The 23,970-nt window shown below is 61.0% G+C and carries 16 protein-coding genes; 8 read left to right on the forward strand and 8 right to left on the reverse strand.

The window, feature by feature from the left end; translation table 11 throughout:
* Window positions 1-108: 108 nt before the first annotated feature.
* From ACYZUC_RS29260 to pvdM, 4 genes are all read right to left on the reverse strand, one after another.
* Window positions 109-1,758, reverse strand: a complete 1,650-nt coding sequence (locus ACYZUC_RS29260; RefSeq protein WP_461992099.1) for a cyclic peptide export ABC transporter — start codon at window positions 1,756-1,758, stop codon at window positions 109-111.
* Between the two features lie 104 nt (window positions 1,759-1,862).
* Window positions 1,863-2,768: a dihydropyoverdine dehydrogenase gene (pvdO, locus tag ACYZUC_RS29265; RefSeq protein ID WP_461992101.1), complete on the reverse strand. Its 906-nt coding sequence runs from the start codon at window positions 2,766-2,768 to the stop codon at window positions 1,863-1,865.
* A 29-nt stretch (window positions 2,769-2,797) separates the two neighbouring features.
* Window positions 2,798-4,078, reverse strand: coding sequence for a pyoverdine-tailoring periplasmic protein PvdN (gene pvdN, locus ACYZUC_RS29270; protein WP_461992103.1), 1,281 nt, complete (start codon window positions 4,076-4,078; stop codon window positions 2,798-2,800).
* Between the two features lie 28 nt (window positions 4,079-4,106).
* Window positions 4,107-5,456, reverse strand: coding sequence for a pyoverdine-tailoring dipeptidase-like protein PvdM (gene pvdM, locus ACYZUC_RS29275; RefSeq protein ID WP_008032325.1), 1,350 nt, complete (start codon window positions 5,454-5,456; stop codon window positions 4,107-4,109).
* 245 nt (window positions 5,457-5,701) lie between these two features.
* Between pvdM and pvdP the strand changes: the two genes are divergently transcribed.
* On the forward strand, window positions 5,702-7,330 hold the full coding sequence (gene pvdP / locus ACYZUC_RS29280; RefSeq protein WP_461992105.1) for a pyoverdine maturation tyrosinase PvdP: 1,629 nt from the start codon (window positions 5,702-5,704) through the stop codon (window positions 7,328-7,330).
* Between the two features lie 119 nt (window positions 7,331-7,449).
* Here the strand turns inward: pvdP and ACYZUC_RS29285 are convergent, their stop codons facing one another.
* From ACYZUC_RS29285 to ACYZUC_RS29295, 3 genes are read right to left on the reverse strand one after another with little or no spacing between them, the layout of a single operon-like run.
* Complete coding sequence (locus ACYZUC_RS29285) at window positions 7,450-8,844, reverse strand: efflux transporter outer membrane subunit (protein ID WP_461992107.1); 1,395 nt, start codon at window positions 8,842-8,844, stop codon at window positions 7,450-7,452.
* 7 nt (window positions 8,845-8,851) lie between these two features.
* Window positions 8,852-10,825: a MacB family efflux pump subunit gene (locus ACYZUC_RS29290; RefSeq protein WP_461992109.1), complete on the reverse strand. Its 1,974-nt coding sequence runs from the start codon at window positions 10,823-10,825 to the stop codon at window positions 8,852-8,854.
* The gene (locus ACYZUC_RS29295) at window positions 10,826-11,998 is read right to left on the reverse strand and encodes an efflux RND transporter periplasmic adaptor subunit (protein WP_223554101.1); all 1,173 of its coding nucleotides are present in this window, start codon (window positions 11,996-11,998) and stop codon (window positions 10,826-10,828) included.
* A gap of 514 nt (window positions 11,999-12,512) precedes the next feature.
* On the opposite strand from ACYZUC_RS29295, the gene ACYZUC_RS29300 reads away from it, so the two are divergent.
* The 7 genes from ACYZUC_RS29300 (at window position 12,513) to ACYZUC_RS29330 (ending at window position 23,113) form a co-directional block, all read left to right on the forward strand.
* On the forward strand, window positions 12,513-12,992 hold the full coding sequence (locus ACYZUC_RS29300; RefSeq protein WP_008032335.1) for a sigma-70 family RNA polymerase sigma factor: 480 nt from the start codon (window positions 12,513-12,515) through the stop codon (window positions 12,990-12,992).
* Between the two features lie 149 nt (window positions 12,993-13,141).
* Window positions 13,142-14,479, forward strand: a complete 1,338-nt coding sequence (locus ACYZUC_RS29305) for a lysine N(6)-hydroxylase/L-ornithine N(5)-oxygenase family protein (RefSeq protein ID WP_008039987.1) — start codon at window positions 13,142-13,144, stop codon at window positions 14,477-14,479.
* 491 nt (window positions 14,480-14,970) lie between these two features.
* Entirely contained in the window at window positions 14,971-17,673 is a 2,703-nt protein-coding gene (gene mgtA / locus ACYZUC_RS29310) for a magnesium-translocating P-type ATPase (RefSeq protein WP_461992112.1), read from the forward strand.
* A 128-nt stretch (window positions 17,674-17,801) separates the two neighbouring features.
* Window positions 17,802-18,518, forward strand: a complete 717-nt coding sequence (locus ACYZUC_RS29315) for an MgtC/SapB family protein (RefSeq protein WP_008032341.1) — start codon at window positions 17,802-17,804, stop codon at window positions 18,516-18,518.
* 213 nt (window positions 18,519-18,731) lie between these two features.
* Window positions 18,732-19,130, forward strand: coding sequence for a chemotaxis protein CheY (locus tag ACYZUC_RS29320; RefSeq protein WP_461992114.1), 399 nt, complete (start codon window positions 18,732-18,734; stop codon window positions 19,128-19,130).
* Window positions 19,131-19,240: 110 nt separating this feature from the next.
* Window positions 19,241-19,867: a response regulator gene (locus tag ACYZUC_RS29325; protein ID WP_461992116.1), complete on the forward strand. Its 627-nt coding sequence runs from the start codon at window positions 19,241-19,243 to the stop codon at window positions 19,865-19,867.
* 18 nt (window positions 19,868-19,885) lie between these two features.
* Window positions 19,886-23,113: a transporter substrate-binding domain-containing protein gene (locus ACYZUC_RS29330; protein WP_461996783.1), complete on the forward strand. Its 3,228-nt coding sequence runs from the start codon at window positions 19,886-19,888 to the stop codon at window positions 23,111-23,113.
* Here ACYZUC_RS29330 and dkgB read toward each other — a convergent pair.
* Window positions 23,110-23,913, reverse strand: a complete 804-nt coding sequence (gene dkgB, locus ACYZUC_RS29335) for a 2,5-didehydrogluconate reductase DkgB (RefSeq protein WP_461992118.1) — start codon at window positions 23,911-23,913, stop codon at window positions 23,110-23,112. The genes ACYZUC_RS29330 and dkgB overlap by 4 nt on opposite strands.
* Between the last annotated feature and the right edge of the window lie 57 nt (window positions 23,914-23,970).

A 23,970-nucleotide genomic window follows, 5' to 3' on the forward strand; every position in this document is an offset into this window, starting at 1 on the left:
AGGTGTGCAGATTTTTTTAGTTAATGATAATTATTATTAGACGCATCACCCCGACGAAACCGGAAAACAAACTCCGGAAATCGTCGAGGTATATGGATTCAACGGTGCTCAGGCGGTCGCCCGTTCCGTCACCACGCGGCCCGATTCCATGCGCACCAGTTGATCGGCCATGTCGAAATAGCGGTCGTCGTGGGAGATGACGATGATGGTTTTGCCCAGGCGCTTCAGGTCCGGAAGCAGCTCGGTGTAGAAGATCCGGCGGAAGGTCGGGTCCTGGTCGGCCGCCCATTCGTCAAACACCAGCACCGGGCGTTCTTCCAGCCAGGCATTGACCAGTGCCAGGCGTTTACGCTGGCCGGTGGACAGGTCGGTGGTGGTGAAACTGCCGTCCTTGACGCTGACCTTGTGCGCGATTTCCAGGCGTTGCAGGTATTTGTTGGCGTCTTCGGGAATGTGCTGATCGCCCTGCACCACGTCATCGAACAGGTAGTAGTCGGCAAAAATCGTGGTGAACAGTTGGCGATAGTCGTCACGGTTCTGCGCATCGACACCTTCGCCGTTGAGCAGGATTGCGCCTTGCTGCGGTGCATATAGCCCCAGCAGCAACTTGATCAGCGTGGTCTTGCCGCAGCCGTTTTCGCCGACGATGAAAATGATGTCGCCCTGTTCGATGGTCAGGTTCACCGGCCCCAGGCGGAACGCTTCGCTGCCCGGTGCAGCCGGGAAGGCATAGCTGACGTTGTCCAGTTGCAGACTGTTGACCACAGCCGGTTTTTTGCCGGTGTCGTTGAGCAGCAAGTGCGGCTCGGGCGAGGAAAACCGGCTCGACAGTTCGGCGATGCGGCGGAAGGCAATCCGCGCCCGGCTGACCACCGGCAAGGTGCCGACCAGATGCTCGATGGGGCCTTTCATGTACAGCAGCACCAGGACGAAACCGCTCATCACCGACTTGTCGGCGCTGGGCCAGAACGACTGCAGGGCGAGCGCGAGACCGATGACCACGAAGAACAGCATCGACCCCAGAGTCTTGGCGATCACGAAGGTATTGATCGAGCGCACTTGGGTGTTGCAGATGAAATCCGCCGTGCCCTGAATGCCCGAGGTGAACATGCGCTGGCGGCGCGGACGGTGAATGCGCAGCTCCTTGGCGCCGCCGGCGATGGCGTTGTAGTGCTTTTGCAATTCGTCTTCGGCGTCACGGGCGGCCATGAAGCCCTTGATGCCCTTGCCCTGTGCGTAGAACTGGATGCCGGTGCCGATGGCGATCGCCAGCACCATCATCAGGAACATCGGCCACGACAACAGGGCCAGGTAGCCCATGCAGCCGAGGGTCACGGTCAGGGAAATGGCCAGCGGCGCGAAGGCAAACGCGAAGTCGCTGATGGTGTCGACGTCATGGGTCAGCACCGGGATCAGTCGGTGGCTGCGATAGCGTTCGATCTGTTCGATGGGCGCCGACAGCACCTTTTCCCCCAGCTCTTTGCGCAGCTTGGCGATGATGTGCTGGCCGACGTAGTTGGTGCCGATGTCCGAGCAGATCGAACTCGCCAGCGCCAACAGGCAAAGGCCGCCGAACAGTGCGACCACGCCTTGGGTCAGGCCGCTTTCCGAATGCAGAGCATTGTTGATCGTGGCCAGCAGCACCGTCACGCTCAGACCGCCCACCATGCCCAGAATGATCGACAGGCTGACCACCAGCCGGAACGGTTTCAGGAGGGTGAACAATTCTTGAATTGCACCGCGCGTAGGCTGGGTCATGAGGAAAGGGTTCCTTGGGTCGTGAGGCAGATACCCAGTAGAACGTGTGGTCAGGCGTTTAATTTAGACGGCCGCCGACTGGCGGCGGCCGGGGGGAAGGGGTGTCAGCCTTTGGACGGAAGTTCGCGTACGACGCGGAAACCGATCCAGTCGCCACGGGTCTGCGGGTAGATGTTGTTGCGGTTGCCGGAACGCGAGAACACCGGCGCTTCGCCCCAGTCATTGCCGCGAATCTGCAAGGCTTCACAGTTGGGTTCGACCCACGCGCTGCCGTCGGTGGGGGCGCCTACGTAATCGCTGTGTTCGCAGTCGGCGATCCACTCGTAGACGTTGCCGTGCATGTCATACATGCCGAAGGCGTTCGGCGGGTAGCTGCCGGCCGGGGAGGTGTAGCTGTAGCCGTCGGTTGGCCCGTACGTATTGGCATGGGTGGCGATGCTGTACTCGGTGCCCTCATCGAACGGGAACGGGAACGGCCCCGTTGAACCGGCGCGGGCGGCGTATTCGCGCTGAGCCTCGCTGACGATGTGGTAGTGCTGGCCGGTCTTGAGCGACAGCCACGCGACATACGCGCTGACCTCGGCAAAGTTCATGCACACCGCCGGCTGACGCGGGCTTTGTGGATAACGCGGCTTGCTGTTGATGCACTCGCGGCCGGGACGGGTGTCGCCGTCGGGAATAGTGATCCCGGTTTCTTTGAGGTACTGGTCCCATTCGCCGGCGGTGATCTGGTAACGGCTCATGGCGAACGGCTTGGCGAATGTCACTTCGTGCATCGGGCCTTCATCGGGTTCGCGACCGACTTCACCTTCCGGCGTGCCCATGGTGAAGGTGCCGGCGGGCAGCACCACCATTTCCGGGCAGTTGCGGCAATCCTTGAACACCTTGCCCGGCAGCGGCGCAGTAGTGGCCTGGGCAGCGCCGGGCAACGCGGCGCCGAGCAATGCCAGGATGGTCAGCGTCCCCAGTTGTGGGAGCGACAACCCGAGTCTGTGCAGGATGTTTTTCATATGCATTCTCGCTAAAGGAAATCGGTGTTTCAGAGCTTGCTGGCCAACAGCGTCATGACGCGATCGATGTGCGCCTCGGTGTTGAGCAGGCCCGGCGACAGGCGAATGATCGGGCCGACATCGCGGTCGACGGCATCGCAGACCACGCGCTGGTCCATCAGGAAATTGGCGACTTCTTCGCAGTCGCGGTTCTTGATCCGGAAGAACGTGAAGCCGGCGGAATACTCGGGCGACAACGGCGTGACGAGCTCCACCGACGGGTGCTCCTGCAAGCGCTTTTTCAGGTAGTTGTTGATTTCATGGATGCGTGCCTGAACCTCGGCCTTGCCCAGGTCCAGATGCAATTTGAACGCTTCGGTCAGCGCCCAGCGGTGTTCAAACGAGTGATAGCCGCCGTACGTCATGACCGTGGAAAACGTGGTCGCTTCGGAGAACGTCGGGATGGTCGGCGTGAGGTCCTTCATTTCATCGGAGCGCGCGCAGATGATCCCGGTGCCTCGCGGGCCGAACATCCATTTGTGGGTGCTGGCAATGAAGTAGTCGCAATGCATGTCCGGGAAATCGAGGTTTTCCACGCCGAAACCGTGGACGCCATCGACCACATAAAGGATGCGATCCTTGTCCTCGCGGTCGCGGTTTTTCTCGGCGACCAGTTTGCCGATCTCGCCGATGGGCAGCTTCACACCGCTGCCGGAATGCACCCAGGTCATACCGAGCACGCGAGTCTCAGGGCGAATGTTGCGGGCAATCGAGGCCAGTATTTCTTTCGTTGAAACCTTGGACGGGTCTTCGAACAATTTGATTTTACGGACCTTCGTACCGTCCTTTTGGGTGCGGAATTCAAACACGCTGTTGGCGGCGTAGTGCTCATGTTCGCTGGTCAGGATTTCCTGATCCGGACGCACATGAATGCCGGCGTAAATCATCGCCAGGCCTTCGGTGGTGCTGCCGGTCAGGGCGATCTGCGAAGGCTTGGCTTTCAAGTAACGGCCCGCCCACACACGCACGTCTTCTTCGCGGCGTTCGGTTTCGCCGCGATGCCAGTCCATCGCCAGGCCGGGGTTGCGGTCGAGGTTAGCGCGGTGCATCTCGATGGCTTCGCGCACGGGACGTGGGTGTGAGGTCACCAGGAAGTTGGCGAAATGCAGGTAATCGGGATCCTGATTGAACAGCTGGCGAAACTGCGCCCATTTGTCTTTGGGCAGCGGCGCCGGCGTGGCGGCCAGTGCCGGCAGGCTGACCGCTGAACCCAGGGGAATGGCGGCCGCGACAATGCCGGCCTGCTTGAGGAATGTACGACGGTTGGTCATGAATTCGGTTCGCTTGGCAAAGTGAATGTCAGTGTTTGGCGACGGGTCTGGAGGACTTCTGCACCTGATCCCAGACCCGCAGAAAATTGCCGCCCCAGAGCTTGGCGATGTCGGCTTCGCTGTAACCGCGGCTGATCAGCTCGGCGGTCACGTTGCGTGCCTCGCTGACGTCTTTCCAGCCGTTCAGGCCGCCACCGTCGTTGAAGTCGGAGCTGATGCCGACGTGATCGATGCCGATTTTTTTCACTGCGTAGTCGATGGCGTCGCCGTAATCCTTGAGGGTGGCCTTGGGTTCTTCATCGACAATGCCGTAGAGCTGACTGGCGTATTCGCCGAAACGCTGTTCCGACCACACGGTGATAACCGGGTCGCCCGGCATCAGCGCCATCTCGAGGCCTTGCAGCGGTTGCAGGTCGAAACGCGCACGCAGGGCGTTGAGTTTGTCCTGGGTGCCCTGGCTCAGTGGCTTGATGTAGGTCGGGAAACCGACGATCTGCACCACGCCGCCACTGTTCTTGATCAGCTGCATTTCGCTGTCGCTGAGGTTGCGCGGGATGTCCACCAGCGCCCGTGGCGCAGAGTGCGAGGCGACCATCGGTGCGCGGCTCAATTGGCTGACTTGCTCAAGCGCTTTGGTCGACATTTGCGACACATCGATGATGACCCCGAGGTCGTTCAGGCGATGCACCGCTTGCTTGCCCAGCTCTGACAGGCCGCCCAGCGCATCACGGGAATCATTGAAAAATGGCAGCGGCCGGGACGAATCGGCCCAGGCGTTGTTGCCCACGTAACTGAAACCGAACATGCGCATTCCGCGCGCGGCCCACTTATCCAGAGCGTTGACGTCGTTGCCCAGCGGGTAGGCGTTGAGCATGCTGATGAACACGGCGAACTTGCCTTCGCCGTGCAGGCGTCGGAAATCGTCCGGGGTGTAGGCAATGGCCACCTGATTGGGGAAGTCGCGCACCAGGGTGGTGATGATTTTGTAGCGGGTCTCCTGCTCATGACGGGCTTCGTCGATGAACCCGGCGGTCGGGCGGTGCGGGGCGTTGTCGCCGTTCCAGATTTCGGGCCAGCCGAAAATGGTCAGCGCCGCGCCTGACAGGCGACCACGCGCCGTCTTGACCAGGTCGAACTGGCCGCTGCCGTCCTTGTCGGCCTCGTTTTCGGCGGTGCCGAAATCCATGGGCACGGTGATGTGGCTGTCGAAAGAGAGGATGCGTTCTTGCAGTTCATCGGCCTGCTTCATCACCGCGACCGGGTAGCCGGGGTTGTCGTTGAACCAGTAATCCCAGGCCGCAAACCCTGCCGCGCCAGCGATGGCCAGTGCCAGGGGCAGGCCAATGAAAAGAGCCTTTTTCGAACGAGGTTTTGTCATTGCCATCTCAGTCAGGTTCGCCGTCGAGGGTGCAGGCGCGGGGGCCTTTGCTATCTGGGAAGAACGAGTGGCTGGCTGGAAAATTTAGTGAGGCTGAGGGCCTCTTCGCGGGCAAGCCTCGCTCCTACAGGTCAACGCACAAACCCTTTAGGAGCGAGGCTTGCCCGCGAAGCTTCTAAATTTGTGGGGGCAACAAACGTTCTAGCTTGGATAAAGCCTGCTCCATGGCTGACACAGGTAGGGCAATGACGATTTCTCGACGATGGTTCCTGGCGGGTCTGGCACTGACCGGTGCCGCCCTGCCTGCGGCGTATTACGGGCATCGCGAACTGACAAAACCGGACCCGACCATTACTCCCGGCGAAGCGTCATTCGACGTCGCGGATGTGGCCGGTCAGCGTTTGGCCAACACCTTGCAGGGCGTCTGGGACATTCGCTTCGAGGGGCGTGACGCGGGGCTCGACGGCTTGCCTCGCGAGGGTTTGCAACTGCTGCTCGACGTCGGTCACAAGGGCCGTGGGCTCAACGGTTTTCTCGATACTTTCGAGGCGCTGCGTGCCGCACCGAAGCCTCGCTATCGCGTCCTCGGCGATCTGACGGGCGTAGATAACAAAGAGCTGAGCTGGCGCCTGATCGATTCCCGATCCCCGACCGGGACGCCGGACTACGAATTCACCTTCAAGCTGGACGAAGTCTGGGCCGCATTCGGCAATGCCGGCAGCGGCACCTTGAGTGGGCGTGTGCTGCGTCTGGATCGTCCGTTGGCCCTGACCGCTCAGGACAATCGTTTCGTCGCGGTCAAACAGGTGTTCCCTGAAGCGCGTGAGCGCACGGGCCTGGGCCCGGCGTTGTTGGCGTGGCTGATTTCGCCCGAGCACCGCTTGTTCCATCAGCTCTGGCATGCCTCCCGCGATAAATGGCACACCTTGTCCGAAGACAAGCGCAACGCCTTGCGCGGCATTGGCTGGCAGCCGGGGCTTCGGGACAAGGAGCGCGATGCGCGCGGGCCGCGCAAGGACCGCAATGGCTCGGGCATCGACTTTTTCTTCATGCACCGGCACATGCTCGGCACCGCGCGCTCCCTGCAAGACTTGCCGTCGTGGCAACAATTTCCGTTGCCGCAACCGGAGCTGGTGCGTGATCGCCAGGGCTTTGCCCGTTACTTCGACAACCACGACGGCACCGCTTTGCCGCCGGCCTGGCGCGCCGAAGACGATGACGAATACTCGCAGTGGGTCGCCGATCTCAAGACCGCCGAGACCTATCACAGCAATTTTCAGGTCTGGGAATCGCGATACCGTGACCCGCGTTACTTGTCGAAATTAACCTTGGGGCAGTTCGGTTCCGAGGTCGAACTCGGGCTGCATGACTGGCTGCACATGCGCTGGGCGTCGGTACCCCGTGATCCGTCCAACGGCCAGCCTGTGCCGTTCGCCCGGGACACCGCGGACTTTTCCGCCCGTTGGTTCGCGGCGGAAAACGACTTTCTTGGCGACCCGTTTTCCTCCCATGTGAATCCGGTGTTCTGGCATTTCCATGGCTGGATCGATGACCGTCTCGAAGACTGGTTTCGTGCGCATGAGCGCTTTCATCCGGGGGAAGTCAGTCGGCTGGAGGTCAATGGTGTGCAGTGGTTTGCGCCCGGTCGTTGGGTCGAGATCGACGATCCGTGGCTCGGCCCGAGCACCCACGGCTGCAACACCACGCCGGGGTTGCAGGCGGGCAAGTCGGTGGAAATGGACCCGGAAACCATGAAACTGGCGCTGCGGATTACCTTTGGTGAAGACGAGAAGAAGTTGGAAGATCTGTTCCGCAAGGTGCCGCAACGGCCTTGGTATGCGCGGAATTTGAAGGCTAAATCGATGACCAGTTAATCAGGCTTACCGCGTTATCGTTCAATCGCGAGCAGGCTCGCTCCCACATTAGTTCTGTGTGCACAGTTCCATTGTGGGAGCGAGCCTGCTCGCGATGGCGGACTCACAAACGCCGCACATTACAAAACCTGCCACCCACCCCCAAGCGCCTTGTACAACGCAACACTCGCCTGCAACCTCGCCAACCGCAGCTGCACATTCAAATCCTGCGCGGCATACAGCGTGCGCTGGGTCTCCAGCACCGTCAGCAAATCCTCGGCCCCGGCCTGATAGCGGCTTTGCGCAATGTCGAAAGCCGTTTGCGCCTGATTCAATTCTTCACTTTGCCACTGGCGCTGGGCGTCCAGTCCGCGAATGCCGGTCAGGGCTTTTTCCACGTCGGCAAAGCCGTTGATGATCGCGCCACGGTAGGTTTCCAGCAGCTCTTCCTGGTGCGCCGTGGCTTTATCACGTTCGGCACCCAGGCGACCGTTGTTGAAAATCGGCGCGACCAATCCGGCGGTGAGGTTGTAGAACGGGCTGCGCAGCACATCGCTGAACGTGTCGGCGCCAGAACCGATCTGGGCACTCAATGTCACGGTGGGCAACATTTTCGCCCGGGCCACGGTCACGTCGGCGCGTGCGGCCGCCAGCTGCGCTTCGGCGCGAGCGATGTCCGGGCGACGGTTGAGCAACTCGCTGGGCACGCCCGCACCGATGACCGGCCAACTGAGCTGGTCGAAGCGCTGATCGTCGAGCTTCAGTTCCTGAACCGGACGGCCGAGGAGGGCGGCGAGGGTGATTCGTGCTTCTTCAGCTTGTTGCTGCACCAGCGGCAGCTGCCGTTGTTGCGCGGCCACCAGGCTTTTTTGCTGGGCCAGTTCCAGCGCCGTGGCAGAGCCTGAGTCGAAGCGGGTTTGTACCAGGTTCAAAACCTTCTGCGCATTCGCCAGATTGAGCTGCGCGATACGGTGCTGTTCCTGCAATGACAACGCTTGCGCGTAGGTGCTGGCGACCGCGCTGAGCAGCGTCAACTCAACCGTGTCGCGATCGAACTCACTGGCTCGCAGGCCGAATTGCGCACTGTCACGGGAGGCGCGCTGGCCGCCCCAGAAATCGATTTCATAACTGGCGCTGAGGCTGGCGTCGAAGTAATCCACCGCTTTGTTGCTGTTGTCGGCGTCCAGTTGGCTGTAGCCGTTGCCGCGCATCAGCTTCTGGCGATTGGCGTTCCCCGCGGCCTTCACTTCCGGCAACAGCGAACCGCCGGCGATCACGGTGGTGGCCTGGGCTTGACGCACCCGGGCCAGTGCGGCCGCCAGGTCATAACTGCCGACGCGGGCCTGTTCAATCAGTTGGTCGAGCTGCGGACTGCCAAAGTGCGTCCACCACTGGGCGTTCTGCATCAAGGCGTTTTCATGGTGTGCCGACTGCCAGGTGGGCGGCGGTTGCAGGCCACTGTTCGGGCGTGGGTCCGGGTTGGCGCACGCGCTGAGCAACACGCAGAGGGTCAACAGGCTGAGTGGCGCTTTCATAGATCGATCATTCACTGGTAAGGGCCGTGACCGGGTCGAGCCGGGCAGCTTTGCGGGCCGGCATGAAGCCGAAGACAACACCGGTGACCAGGGCGCAGCCGAAGGCACCGAGTACCGCTATCAAAGAGAACGCGACGGCCACTTCGCTGAGAATCAGCACGCCGCCGACGATCAGCGCCAGGGCAATGCCGGCGAGGCCGCCGACCACCGAGAGCATCACCGCTTCGGTGAGGAACTGCCGCAGGATGTCGCGCTGGCGGGCGCCGGTGGCCATGCGGATGCCGATCTCGCGGGTGCGTTCGCGCACGGTCATGAGCATGATGTTCATTACGCCAATCCCGCCCACCAACAGCGAAATAGCGGCGATCGAGCCGAGCATCAGCGACAGGGTATTTTGCGTGCGGGCCTCGGCCTGAATCATCGCCGCGTTGTTGGTCAGTTCGAAATCCTTTTTGCCGTCGTGCAGGCGCAACATCAACTGCTCGATGGCGATTTCCGTCTCTTTGACCTTGCGTGCATCGGCCGCCGCGATGGCCACGTATTCGGGGTTGTGGGTGCCGAACAGCCGTACACTCGCGGCGGAATACGGGATGGCGATGCGGTCGTCGCTGTCGCTGTCGCCGGAGCTGGCACCTTTTTCCGCAAGCACGCCGACCACCTGGAACGGCACGTTTTCGATCAGGATGTACTGGCCGATCGGGTTGGCCACGTCCTTGAGCAATTTGGTTCGCACCTTGTGCCCGATCACTGCGACGGCCGCCGCGTTGCGTTCATCGTCCTGGGTGAAGTAACTGCCTTCCACCACCGGCCAATTGAAGATCGCCGGGAAGTTGGTGTCGTTGCCGCCGACGTAGCTCGAGTGGTCGAGGTTGCCGAAGCGCACCCCGGCCTCCTGGCCGTTGACCGGCATGATGCGCGTCACCTGCGGCAGGCTGCCGACCGCCGCGACGTCATCGAGGGTGATGATGCCCAGCGGTGTTCGCGGGTTCGGTGCCGAGCCGCTGAGGTAAATGATGTTCGAGCCGAACGCGCCCATCTGTGCCATCACCTGGCGCTTGCTGCCTTCGCCGACGGCCAGCATCACCACCACCGACGCAACGCCGATGATGATCCCGAGCAGCGTCAGCGCGGTGCGAAACTTGTTGATCCACATCACCCGCCAGGCCGCGTGTATGGCGTCCACCAGTTCGCCTTTCCAGGCGCCGGTAGCCTCTGCGCCTTCGCTCAGGCGCTTGCGCAAATCCACGGCTTGCAGGGCGCCGGGGTTGGCCGAGGTTTGTACGTCGGGGTTGTCATGGGCGCTGTCGCTGATGATCAGCCCGTCGCGGATTTCGATGATGCGTTTGGCCCGGGCCGCGACTTCGCGGTCGTGGGTGATGAGGATCACCACGTGGCCCTGGCTCGCCAGTTCATCCAGCAGCGTCATCACCTCGGCGCCGCTGTGGCTGTCGAGGGCGCCGGTGGGTTCGTCGGCGAGGATGATGTGGCCGCCGTTCATCAAGGCGCGGGCGATGGACACCCGTTGTTGCTGGCCACCGGAGAGTTGGTGCGGGCGGTTGCCGGTGCGTGAGGCGAGGCCGAGGCGGTCGAGCAGGGCGGCAGCGCGGGCGTGGCGTTCGGCGGCCGGGGTGCCGGCATAGATCGCCGGCATCTCGACGTTTTCCTGGGCCGAACCGGACGGAATCAGGTGATAGCCCTGGAACACAAATCCGAAGGCTTCGCGGCGCAGCCAGGCCAGTTCATCGCTGTCGAGCCCGGCGACGTTCTCCCCGGCGAAGCGGTATTCGCCGGACGTCGGGCGGTCGAGGCAGCCGAGGATGTTCATCAGCGTCGACTTGCCGGAACCGGACGCGCCAACAATCGCCACGAATTCCCCGGCGTGGATCGACAGGTCGATGCCGCGCAGCACGTGGACTTGCGGTGAATCGCCGCCGCCGTAGGATTTGCGGATGTCCTGCAGGTCGATCAGGGGCGTCAGCATCTAGCCGCCACTCCCGTCGACCGGGCCGATCAACAGGTGATCGCCTTCCTGCAAGCCGTCGAGGATTTGCACCCGCAGGCGGTCGCTGATGCCGGTGCGAACGTCGCGTTGCTCTATGCGGCCGTTTTTGGCGACGACCTGAGCGGTCTGGATGTTCGGTTGGGTGCCGCCTTGCAACGCAGCGATGGGCGCGGTGAGCACGTCTTTCGCCTGGTCGGACACGAAGAACACTTGTGTGGTCATTTCCGCCATCAGCGCGTTGTCGGCGTTATCGACGTCGAGCAGCACGGTGTACAGCACCACGCGAGCGCTGCCACTTTTGCTCGAACTGGTCGGGCTGCCACCGCCCTGGCTGGTCTGGTCCAACGGCTTGGGCGGCACCGGCAGGATTTGCCGCACGGTGCTGCTCCAGCGCCGCTTGCCGCCGCTGAGGGTGGTGAACCACGCTGTCATGCCGGGTTTGACGTGGCCAATGTCGGCTTCCGAGACTTCGGCCCAGACTGTCATCGGCGACAACTTGGCGATGCGCAGGATCAGCGGTGTTTGCTGTTGCGCGTTGAGGGTCTGGCCGACCCGGGCGTCGAGTGCAACCACGGTGCCGGACATCGGCGCGTAGATTCGCGTGTAACCGAGTTCGGCCTGATCGCTGCGCAGGCTGGCCTGGGCCTGGCGTATCTGCGCCTGGAACATGTCGATGCGCGCCTGGGTAGCGCGCAGTTCAGCCTGGGCAGTTTGCACGTCTTCTTCGCGGGTGGCGCCGCCGGCCTTGAGGTTCTGCTGGCGCTGGAATTTTTGCCGGGCCAGTTCGTGCTGCGCCCGTTGTTCCTCAAGTTGCGCCTTGAGGTTTTCGACGGAAAAACGCCCGGCGTCGAGTTTGGCCTGTTGCGTGGACGGATCGATTTCCACCAGCAACTGGCCTTCCTTGATCACGTCACCGACTTCCACATGGATCTTCTGGATCTGCCCGGACGCCTGCGCGCCGACGTCGACGTAGCGTCGAGGTTGCAGGGTGCCCAGCGCCGTGACGCTGCTTTCGATGTCACCTCGACTGACTTGTACGGTGGCGAATTTGTCTCGGCCGGGCGGGATGACCTGCCAGGCAGCCACGGCGATAACGGGGATCAGACAAAGTGCTACAAGCAGGGCGCGTCGGGTGTGTCGGGGACGTTTCATGCAGGGTTCCGGCCAATGGATATCGGCCCGTCGCTCAGCCTGCGCACAAAATCCGGCAACAGTTGAACGCTGTCGGGAAGCCGACAGAGACGGGGAGCTGTCCTTTATACGAGGAAAGCGGCGGGGAATTTAGCTCTCGACACAACCCGACACAATCACATTGCGGGAGCGGCGGGGATCGTATTCACAACACAAAACTTTGTAGGAGCCGGCTTGCTGGCGATGGACGAAAGTGCGCCGCGTTGATTCAGGCAGAACGCGTTATCGTTAACGACCATCGCCAGCAAGCCGGCTCCTACAGGGGATCGGGTGCATAAAATAGCCGGTTGCAAGCAGGGAGTATTAAACAGATCGAAGACTATTTATCGGGCAAATTGAAGCAATACTTTAAATCTATATGAGAATTACTATAAATTACGCACCTCGAACTGCCACTATCGTGCCACTGCCCATTTCGGCGGTCGTCGATGTGGCTCAAGGATAGAAACCGCACCCGTGCGGCCGGGAGTCATGGTTGGAAAACTACTATCGCGAGCTGGTGTGTTTCCTCAACGCCAAGCTGGGCAACCGTCAGGTGGCCGAAGATGTGGTGCATGACGCTTATGTGCGGGTTCTGGAACGTTCCAGCGACACGCCGATCGAGCAACCCCGGGCATTCCTTTATCGCACCGCGCTCAATCTGGTGATCGACGACCATCGGCGCAATGCCTTGCGTCAGGTCGAATCGCTGGAAGTGCTCGACAACGAAGAACGCTATTTCACCCCGTCCCCGCACAACAGCCTCGACCACGGCCAGCGCCTGGAAATGCTCCAGCGTGCCCTGGCGGAATTGCCACGGCTGTGCCGCGAGAGTTTCCTGCTGCGCAAGATCGATGGCCTGTCGCACCCGGAAATCGCCGAACGCCTGGGGATTTCCCGGGCGCTGGTCGAGAAGCACATCGTCAATGCGATGAAGCATTGCCGCGTGCGGATGCGCCAGTGGGATGCCCACTGATCTTCTCCGGCTGGTAAAAAAACAATATTAAATTTTGTTTCATTGTCCTCGTTCCCTATCAACAGACGACCTGCTGTCCTGCCCAAGGCTGGTCAGGTCACTTAGGCTTACGCCCCACTGTTGAGGGGTTCATCCAGAGGACACTGGAAATGACACAGGCAATTGCATCGCCCATCGTTCACGACCTGATCGGCGTCGGTTTCGGCCCTTCGAACCTGGCGCTGGCCATCGCACTGCAAGAGCGCGGGCCGAGCCAGGGCGAGCTGGATGTACTGTTTCTCGACAAGCAGGCGGACTATCGCTGGCACGGCAACACCCTGGTGACCCAGAGCGAATTGCAGATTTCCTTCCTCAAGGACCTGGTGACCCTGCGCAATCCGACCAGCCCGTATTCCTTCGTCAACTACCTCAAGCACCACGGTCGTCTGGTGGATTTCATCAACCTCGGCACCTTCTATCCGTGCCGCATGGAATACAACGACTACCTGTGCTGGGTCGCCGGGCAATTCGCCGAGCAGAGCCGTTACGGCGAAGAGGTGCTGACCATCGAGCCGGTGCTGCACAACCAGCAGGTCGAAGCGTTGCGCGTGATCTCCCGCGATACCCAGGGCCAGCAACACGTGCGCACCGCCCGTTCGGTGGTGGTCAGCGCCGGTGGTACACCGCGCATTCCCGAAGCGTTCAAGGCGCTGAAGGATGACGGTCGGGTGTTCCACCATTCGCAGTACCTGGCGCAGATGGCCAAGCAACCGTGCGTGAACAATCAGCCGATGAGCATTGCGATCATCGGTGGCGGGCAGAGCGCGGCGGAAGCCTTCATCGATCTGAACGACAGCTTCCCGTCGGTGCAGGTCGATATGATCCTGCGCGGCTCGGCGCTGAAGCCGGCGGACGACAGCCCGTTCGTCAACGAAGTGTTCTCGCCGGAGTTCACCGACCTGGTGTTCCAGCAGGCGAGCAGCGAGCGCGAGCGTCTGGTCAACGAGTACCACAACACCAACTATTCGGTGGTGGACATTGACCTGATCGAACGCATCTACGGGATCTTCTATCGCCAGAAAGTCTCGGGCATCGCCCGTCATGCGTTCCGTACCCTGACCACCATCGAAAAGGCCACCGCCACCGAGCGCGGCATCGAACTGGCAGTGCGCAACAACGCCACCGGCGAAGTCACGGTTCGGCATTACGACGCGGTGGTACTGGCCACCGGTTATGAGCGTCAGATGCACCGCAAACTGCTGGCTCCGCTGGAGCAATACCTCGGTGATTTCGAGGTGGACCGCAACTACAAGCTGATCACCGACGAACGCTGCAAGGCCGGCATCTACATGCAGGGCTTCTGCCAGGCGAGCCATGGTTTGAGCGACACGTTGCTGTCGATCCTGCCGATTCGTGCGGACGAGATTGCCGGGTCTTTGTATGACCATGGCAAGCACCGTGGGCATGGCCGTTCGGTGGTGGATTTGTTGTTGGCGACTGCCAGTTAAGATTTTTGGCGTCTGTCGCGCCGCCATCGCCGGCAAGCCGGCTCCTACAGGGGAATGCGATTACCTGTAGGAGCCGGCTTGCTGGCGATGGCGTCTTCAAAGACACCCCAAATGCCGAATCCTGAACCCTCCCTGAAGAACCCCGCAATTCCCCGACGACTTGCCAATGCATCGTTTACTCTCCACAAATCGGGGCGTAAGCTTCGCGCGTTTTCATCAATAGCGGAGACCCACAGTGGGTACTTGTTCGAGTGACAGTAGTCGGCCGGTTTCGATAACCGGCAACAACCCGGCAAGATAACGCGCAACCTTTTGTGCCGTTGTCTCGCCTGATAGCGAGCAGCGGCATCCCGATCGCGGCCAGTCCTGGTCCGTGTCCCGACGTCCTCTCATCGACGCTGAACCGTGCGTGATGTTCGACTTTTTGTCGTCATCGCGGTGCACCGACACGCCTGCTGGAAGGTTTCCCGGCTGACCCTGGGGGAACTGCCATGAACCTGAACCTGCTCAAAGAATTCTTTGCCGGATTCCTGCGCACCCGTCACATCGCCCGACACTTCCGTCGCCTGGCGTTGCTGGAAACCTTCACCGACACCACGGTCAGCCGCGAGGTGCCGCCCACCTTGGCGCAAACCCTGGTGAGCGCCGCCAACAGCGACACCGGCCAACTGCTGCACAACCTCGGCAGCCACACCGACGGTCTGAGCGAAGCCGAAGCCGATGCGCTGCGCGTGCAATTCGGCCTCAACGAAGTCGAGCACGAGCAACCGCTGCCGTGGTGGACTCACCTGTGGCACTGCTACAAAAACCCGTTCAACCTGCTGCTGACATTGCTCGCGGTCATCTCGTGGCTGACCGAGGACATGAAAGCCGCCATTGTGATTTTCTCGATGGTGGTGCTCTCGACCTTGCTGCGCTTCTGGCAGGAAACCAAATCCAACCAGGCAGCCGACGCGCTCAAGGCGATGGTCAGCAACACCGCCACGGTGATGCGTCGCGATGCCCTGCGCACCGAAGTCCCCATCAAACAACTGGTGCCGGGCGATCTGATCGTGCTCTCGGCCGGCGACATGATTCCCGCCGATTGCCGGGTGCTCAGCGCCAAGGACCTGTTCGTCAGCCAGGCGGCGATGACCGGCGAATCGATGCCGGTGGAAAAATTCCGCCACCAGCAGGACAGCGACACCAGCAATCCGCTGGATCTGGACAACATCCTGTTCATGGGCACCAACGTCGTGTCCGGCACGGCGATCGCAGTGATTCTGACCACGGGCAACAGCACCTATTTTGGCGCGCTGGCCCAGCGGGTCGGCGCCACCGATCGCGCGCCGACGTCGTTCCAGACCGGGGTCAACAAAGTCAGCTGGTTGCTGATCCGCTTCATGTTCGTCATGGCACCGCTGGTGCTGTTCATCAATGGGTTCACCAAAGGCGACTGGACCGAAGCGCTGCTGTTCGCACTGTCGATTGCCGTGGGCCTGACCCCGGAAATGCTGCCGATGATCGTCACCTCGACGCTGGCGAAAGGCGCGGTGTTCCTGTCGCGCAAAAAAGTCATCGTCAAGCGCCTCGACGCGATCCAGAACTTCGGCGCCATGGACGTGCTGTGCACGGACAAGACCGGCACCCTGACTCAGGACAAAATCTTTCTGGCGCGCAACGTCGACGTCTGGGGCAATGACTCCGACGACGTGCTGGAAATGGCCTACCTCAACAGCTACTACCAGACCGGCCTGAAAAACCTGCTGGACGTGGCGGTGCTCGAACACGTCGAAATCCACCGCGAACTGAAAGTCGGCACGGCGTTTCACAAAGTCGACGAGATCCCGTTCGACTTCACCCGGCGGCGTATGTCGGTGGTGGTTGCCGAGCGCGGTCAACCGCATCTGTTGATCTGCAAAGGTGCGGTGGAAGAGGTGCTGGCGGTGTGCACTCGGGTGCGTCACGGCGAACGCGATGAAGCACTGAGCGATGAACTGCTGACGCGGATTCGTCAGGTCACCGCCTCGTTCAATGCGGAGGGGTTGCGGGTGGTGGCGGTTGCCGCGCGGCCAATGATCGAGGGGCGCGAGACTTACAGCCTGGCGGATGAGCAGGCGCTGACGCTGATCGGTTACGTGGCGTTTCTCGATCCGCCGAAGGAAAGCACCGCACCGGCCTTGAAAGCGCTGGCCGCGCATGGCGTGGCGGTGAAAGTGCTGACCGGCGACAACGAACTGGTGACCGCGAAAATCTGCCGCGAAGTCGGCCTGGAGCAGCAAGGCCTGTTGATGGGCAACGACATCGAGCGCATGACGGATGCTGAACTGGCGCTGGCGGTGGAGACCACCAACGTCTTCGCCAAACTGACGCCGTCGCACAAGGAACGCATCGTCCGTCTGCTCAAGGGCAACGGCCATGTGGTCGGGTTCATGGGCGATGGCATCAACGACGCCCCCGCGCTGCGCACCGCCGACATCGGCATTTCGGTGGACAGCGCCGTGGACATCGCCAAGGAAGCGGCGGACATCATCCTGCTGGAAAAAAGCCTGATGGTCCTGGAGGAGGGCGTGCTGGAAGGGCGGCGGACCTTCGCCAACATGCTCAAGTACATCAAGATGACCGCGAGTTCGAACTTCGGCAACGTGTTCTCGGTGCTGGTGGCCAGCGCGTTCATCCCGTTCCTGCCGATGCTGCCGATGCACCTGCTGGTGCAGAACCTGCTCTACGACATTTCGCAGATCGCCATTCCGTTCGATAACGTCGATGAAGAAATGCTCAAGCAACCGCAGCGCTGGCAACCGGCGGATGTCGGGCGCTTCATGCTGTTCTTCGGCCCGATCAGTTCGATCTTCGACATCACCACGTTTGCCTTGATGTGGTACGTGTTCGACGCCAATACCCCGGACCACCAGACCCTGTTCCAGTCCGGCTGGTTCGTGGTCGGGCTGCTGACCCAGACGCTGATCGTGCACATGATTCGCACGCCGAAGATTCCGTTCCTGCAAAGCCGCGCCGCCATGCCGCTGCTGGTGATGACCGGAATCATCATGGCCGTGGGGATTTTCCTGCCGATGGGACCCTTGGCGCACTACTTCAAATTGCAGGCACTGCCGTCGCTGTACTTTGTGTTTTTGCCGGTGATTCTGCTGGCGTACATGGCGCTCACCCAGGCGGTGAAGGGCTTCTACATCCGCCGGTTCGGCTGGCAGTAATCCTGCCAGATGTAGGAGTGAGCCTGCTCGCGATAGCGGTCTGATGATCACTATCCACGTGAATGTCAGATCGTCATCGCGAGCAGGCTCACTCCTACAGGGATCGTGTGTTTTTCAAAGGATTCATCATGCAAGCACTCAACAACATCAACCTGACCTCCCTGGTCGACACCCTGGTCAGCCTCAGCGCGGCCTTCATCCTCGGTGGCCTGATCGGCTTCGAGCGCCAATACCGCCAACGCACCGCCGGCCTGCGCACTAACGTGTTGGTCGCGGTGGGGGCGGCGATTTTCGTCGACATGGCCAACCGCCTCGGCGGAGCCGAAGGCGCGGTGCGGGTGGTCGCTTACGTGGTTTCCGGCATCGGCTTCCTCGGTGCCGGGGTGATCATGCGCGAAGAGGGCAACGTGCGTGGCCTCAACACCGCAGCAACGCTTTGGGCCTCGGCGGCGGTCGGTGCCTGCGCGGGGGCCGATCTGGTCCTGGAGGCCTTGCTCGGTACGCTGTTCGTACTGGCGGCCAATACCTTGCTGCGGCCGATCGTCAACAACATCAACCGTCAGCCGCTGGATGTGATTTCGGCTGAAGTCACCAACATCGTTTACGTGATCGCCCGCCGCTCACAACAAAAAGCCGTGCTGGCGCTGCTGGAAGCGGAACTTGAGCGCAGCAATTACCCGGCGAGCGATGTCGATGTACACGCGTTCGGCGCAGATGAAATCGAGGTGGAGGCGACTCTCGCGACGACGTCCGTGGACGGCGACGAACTGGATGCGCTGGTGGCCCGGATTTCGACATCGACGCTGGTGGTGCAGGCGTTCTGGAGTCCGAGTACGACGGAATAATGGTATGGAGGTAAAAGATCGCAGTCTGCGGCAGCTCCTACCGAGGTACGCCGCAATCCTGTAGGAGCTGCCGCAGGCTGCGATCTTTTGTCTTTTTTCCCCCCCTCTACCGGATGTAGCGCCCCGGTTTTTAGGAATAGTCCTACAGAAAGCTCAACGGCTCTTCCGTAGCCTTGCGGCCTCACGAATCTGAAACCCTCCTGGGGGCCCCGGTTGTCGAACAAAGCGTTACGTATCCTGATTGTCGACGAGCAGCATTTTCAGCGGATGAGAATCGAGCGCCTGTTCAACCGGCTCGACTATTACCGCGTGGCCCCCGTGCAAAACCTTGCCGAACTGTTGACCTTGATCGAGTACGGCGGCGTGACTTTCGACCTGGTGGTCATCAATGCCGCGCTGGCGGATGGGGCCCTGGACCTGCGCGACTTCTTCCTCGATCACCCACAGGTTCATCACGCCTTGATCTATAACGGGCTGCCGACCCCGGCTTGCGGGCAGCAAATGGTTCAGGTGAGTGATGCTGCATTGCCCGATCTGGCGTGCATTCAACGGCTGATGGCGACCGTTGATCCTCAGCTACCGTTCGTCGGCACTGTCATTTCTGTCAGGTAGTCGGGCGCGTTTTTCCATGCAAGAGTCTTCGCGCAGCTGCTGCGTCTAACCTGGGTCTGGCCCATGGGCATTCATTACCCAATCGTCTTGTATTTGCACGGGGAGTTGCCATGAAGTCAGCGGTAATAGCAGACGATCATCCGGTGGTGTGCGCTGCAGTCACGATGCTGCTTACACAGCTGGGATTCAAACTGATTCATAAGGTATCCAACGGCAACGAGGTCTTTTCAGCGATCCGTAAGCATCAACCCGATCTGGTGGTGCTGGATCTGATGATGCCCCGTCTCGGCGGGCTGGAAGTGTTGGCCCGCATTCAGGCCAGTGACGAGCGATGTCGAGTACTGGTTTTCACCGGGCAAGATCCCCGGTTTTATCAGGACCGCTGCATGCGTGCCAGCGCCAGGGCTTATGTTTCCAAGGCCAAAGACTTGAAGCATTTGCACGAGGCAGTGCTGGCGGTGATGGCCGGTTACACCTATTTCGCCGAGCTGCCATCGAGTTCGGTGTCGTTGAGCACAGTGCAACTCAGCGAGATGGAGAGGATCGACAAGCTCTCCGACCGTGAACTGACCATATTCCGGTACCTGGCCGAGGGATTAAGCAACAAGGAAATCGCCAAACTCTTGAACCTGAGCCACAAGACCATCAGCACCTACAAAACCCGTTTGACGGAAAAACTCAATGTGGAATCCAAGGTTCACTTGAGAGAGACCGCCCAGCGTAACGGTCTGATTTGAGTGAGTACCTCTCGGCAATTGCGTTGGCTGATATACCTCGTACTTCCGGTCTGTTTGTGGGTATCGACTGCCTGCGCCCAGCCGCAATCACTGACCCTGCTCGGACGATCCAGCGTGGACGGCTACGACGTCAAACTGTCGGATGCCGATTCGCGTGTGCTGCGGCAGAAAGGCCGGTTGGTGCTGGCCGTCTCGGCGCCGGATTATCCGCCCTTCGACATCACCACCACCGGCACCGACTACGAAGGGCTGACGGCTGACTATGCCGGGCTGCTCAAACAGCTATTGAACGTTGAGATCGATGTTCAGCGCTACGCATCGCGGGACGAGGCGGTGCGGGCGATCAAGGACGGCGCGGCTGACCTGCTGGGAACGGCCAACCGTTATGAGGTCGAGGATCCAAAACTGCGGATGTCCAGTGCCTATGCCGATGATCAACCGGTGCTGGTCACGCGCACCGATTCATCCCTGCCACTGGACCCGGACCTTGCCGGTAAACGGCTGGCGATGCTGTACCACTATTTGCCCGAGCAGCAAGTGCAGGCCTTTTATCCCAAGGCGAATGTGCAGCTGTTCCCTTCGACGCTGGGCGCGGTGGGCGCCGTTGCGTTTGGTCAGTCGGACGCCTATCTGGGGGACGCCATCAGCGTCAATCACCTGATCAGCAAAAATTACCTCAACAACGTTCAACTGGCGGATTTTTCCCGTATGGAGTCCGGGCGTTTCGCGTTTGCGATGAACCTCGACAACCTCCAGTTGCAACGCATCGTCAACCGGGCGCTGGCGGCGATCCCGACCAATGAACGAATGAATATCCTGCGGCGATGGGGCGGCAGCGGGGCTTCCATTGCCGGCACGCAAGCCCTGCACTTCAGTGTCGCCGAGCAACGCTGGCTCGATGATCATCCACGTGTACGAGTGGCGATCAATCAAAACCTCATGCCGATTTCGTTTGTCGATGACGGGGGCAATTACCGGGGCATCAGCATCGATGTGCTGGCGAAAATCAGTTTGCGTACAGGTTTGAAATTCGACATTCAGCCAACCCGGTCAGTGGCCGAATTGTTCGAGTGGATCAGGAGCGGTCGTGTTGACGTGGTCGCCGGGATCAGCCCCAGCATTGAGCGTGAAACAGAACTGCGATTTACCCGGCCGTTTCTGACCAGCCCGAATGTGCTGGTGACCCGCATCGCATCCGACAGTCCGCGGACACTGGATGAGATGGCGGGCAAAAAACTGGCCATCACCCAGGGCAACAGTGCCGGCGAATTCATTCGCCAGCATTTCCCGCAGGTCGAACTGGTCACTGCGCCGTTGACCGCGGACGGGATGGAAATGGTCGCCGAGGGCAGGACGGACGGCGCCATCAACTCGTTGATCGGCGCCCGGATCATGATTTCCCGGCAATACCGCAACCGCCTGCAAGTGACCAGCACCGTCGGCACCGATCCGGCCCGCAGCACCCTGGCGACCAGTCGTGAGGCCGTTGAGCTGCATTCGATCCTGGACAAGGCGCTGCTGAGTATCTCCCCTGAAGAAATCGATGAAATGACCGGTTATTGGCGCAATGACCTGATGGTTGAACAGAGCTTCTGGCTGCGTCACCGGCAGGACATTCTCCAGGCCTTTGTCGGTGCCGGCGTCTTGCTGTTGCTGGCGCTGGCCTGGATCGCCTGGCAGCGCCGGCAGATCCGCCTGCGTCAGCAATTGCTCAGACAACTGCAGGACGCCAAGGACGCGGCGGATGAGGCGAACCGTGCCAAGACCACATTTCTGGCGACCATGAGCCATGAGATCCGCACGCCGATGAATGCGCTGCTTGGCATGCTCGAATTGGCGCTGATGCGAGCGGATGAAGGCGTCACCGACCGGTCGGCAATCGAGGTGGCGGCCAATGCCGGGAAGCAATTACTGGCGTTGATTGGCGACATCCTGGACATCGCCCGCATCGAATCCGGGCATTTGTCCCTGACGCCGGAACGGGCCAACCTGCGCACGCTGGTCGAATCGGTGTGCCGGGTGTTTGAAGGCCTGGCCCGGCAGAAGAACCTGGAGTGGCGCGTCGACCTGGGCGAGCACAGCGACGCCGACGTATTGATCGACCCCACGCGCTTCAAGCAGGTGCTGTCCAATCTGCTGAGCAACGCGATCAAGTTCACCGAAGAAGGTGAAGTGCGCCTGGCGCTGCGGGTCGAGCCCCGTGCGGCCGGGCAACTGGCGGTCTCCGTGCGCATTGAAGACACGGGCATCGGTATCAGCGAGATCGATCGGCAGCGACTGTTCAGCCCGTTTGTGCAGGCGCAAAACAGCCAGCAATCAGGTCGAAACGGCTCAGGTCTGGGGCTGGTGATCAGCCGCACGTTGTGCGAAATGATGGGCGGTCAATTGCAGCTTGCCAGCGTGTTGGGGAAGGGCACGCGGATTGATGTCTGCCTGGATCTGCCTGCGTTGCAACCGTTGCCGTCCAGCGAGTTACCTGGCCGTGAGGAACAGGCGCAGACCCGGCCGCTGACCATTCTGGTGGTCGATGATTACCCGGCCAATCGATTGCTGCTTTCACGGCAGCTGAGCTATCTGGGCCACCGGGTGATGGACGCCGAGGATGGCCAGCAAGGTCTTGATCGGTGGCGCGAGTATGAGTTTGATGTGCTGATTACCGACTGCAACATGCCGGTGCTCAGCGGCTATGAGTTGGCCGGGGCCCTCCGCGATGAAGAGCGGGCTCAGGGATTGCAACCGATCCTGATTCTTGGGTTCACCGCCAATGCGCAGCCAGAGGAGAAGGCCCGTTGCCTGGAAGCGGGGATGGACGACTGCCTGTTCAAACCGATCCGCCTGGCGGATCTGGGCGCCTGGTTGGCGTCCAGGTTTGCCGATGGATCACCGGTGCCGCCCCTCGAAACACCCTCAACCGCCGACTTCGACTTGAGCGGTCTGGAGCGCTACGTCGGCGAGGACTACGAGCTGATCAATCAACTGTTGAGTGACCTGGCCGCGACCAATCGCACGGATCGGGACGAGTTGCTCAAGGCCCATGCCAGTGGCGAACAGCATGCCCTGCGTAAGTTGGCGCACCGCATCAAGGGCGGGGCGCTGATGGTGCGGGCGGTCAGTCTGATCGAATGCTGCGAGGACCTCGAGCGTGCCTGCGGTGATGGCCGTGCGGGGCTGATCGACGAAGCCGTCGATCAGTTGCAGCAGGCCATGACGCGCCTCGACCAACGCCTGGCGCAGGGCGACGCTTAATCCCAGTTCGGCGCGATGCCTTTGGGACTGGTCAGGCGGTGGGCGCGTTCAAGGCCGGCGATCAGCGCCATGTCGGCGTCGCTGAGGGTCAGGGCGCAGGCCTTGAGGTTGCTTTCCAGGTTGGCGCGTTTGGTGGACGACGGGATCACCGCGTAACCCGATTGCATGGCCCAGGCCAGGGTGACTTGCGCAGGCGTTGCTTGCAGGCGCTCGGCAATCTGCTGGATGACCGGGTCTTTCAGCACTTCGCCGTACGCCAGGGTCATGTAGGAGGTGATCTGGATACCCTGGCTCTGTGCGAACTCGACGACCTTGCGGTTTTGCAGGTAAGGGTGCAATTCGATCTGGTTGGTGGCGATGTGCTCGGCACCGATGGCGGCGATGGCTTGCTTCATCAGGTCGACGGTGAAGTTGGAGACGCCGATCTGCCGGGTCAATCCGAGTTTTTTGGCTTCGAGCAACGCGCCCATGAATTCTTCGACCGGCACCTGGTTTTCCGGCGATGGCCAGTGGATCAGCGTCAGGTCGAGGTAGTCGGTCTGCAGTTTTTGCAGGCTCTCTTTGAGGCTGTCGATCAAGCGGTCCTTGGCGAAGTTGGCGACCCAGATCTTGCTGGTGATGAACAGCTCTTCACGGGCAATGCCGCTGGCCGCGATGGCCTCGCCGACCTCGGCTTCGTTCTCGTAGATTTGCGCGGTATCGATGGCGCGGTAGCCCAGTTCCAGGCCAGTGCTCACCGAATCAATGACCACCTGGCCTTGCAAGCGAAACGTACCAAGACCGAATGCGGGAATAGACATCAATGACTCCAGGGGTTGCAGTGGGAATGGGCACGAGTATCCGTGCCTGCATCCTTG

This window comes from Pseudomonas sp. GT1P32 (assembly GCF_054897805.1).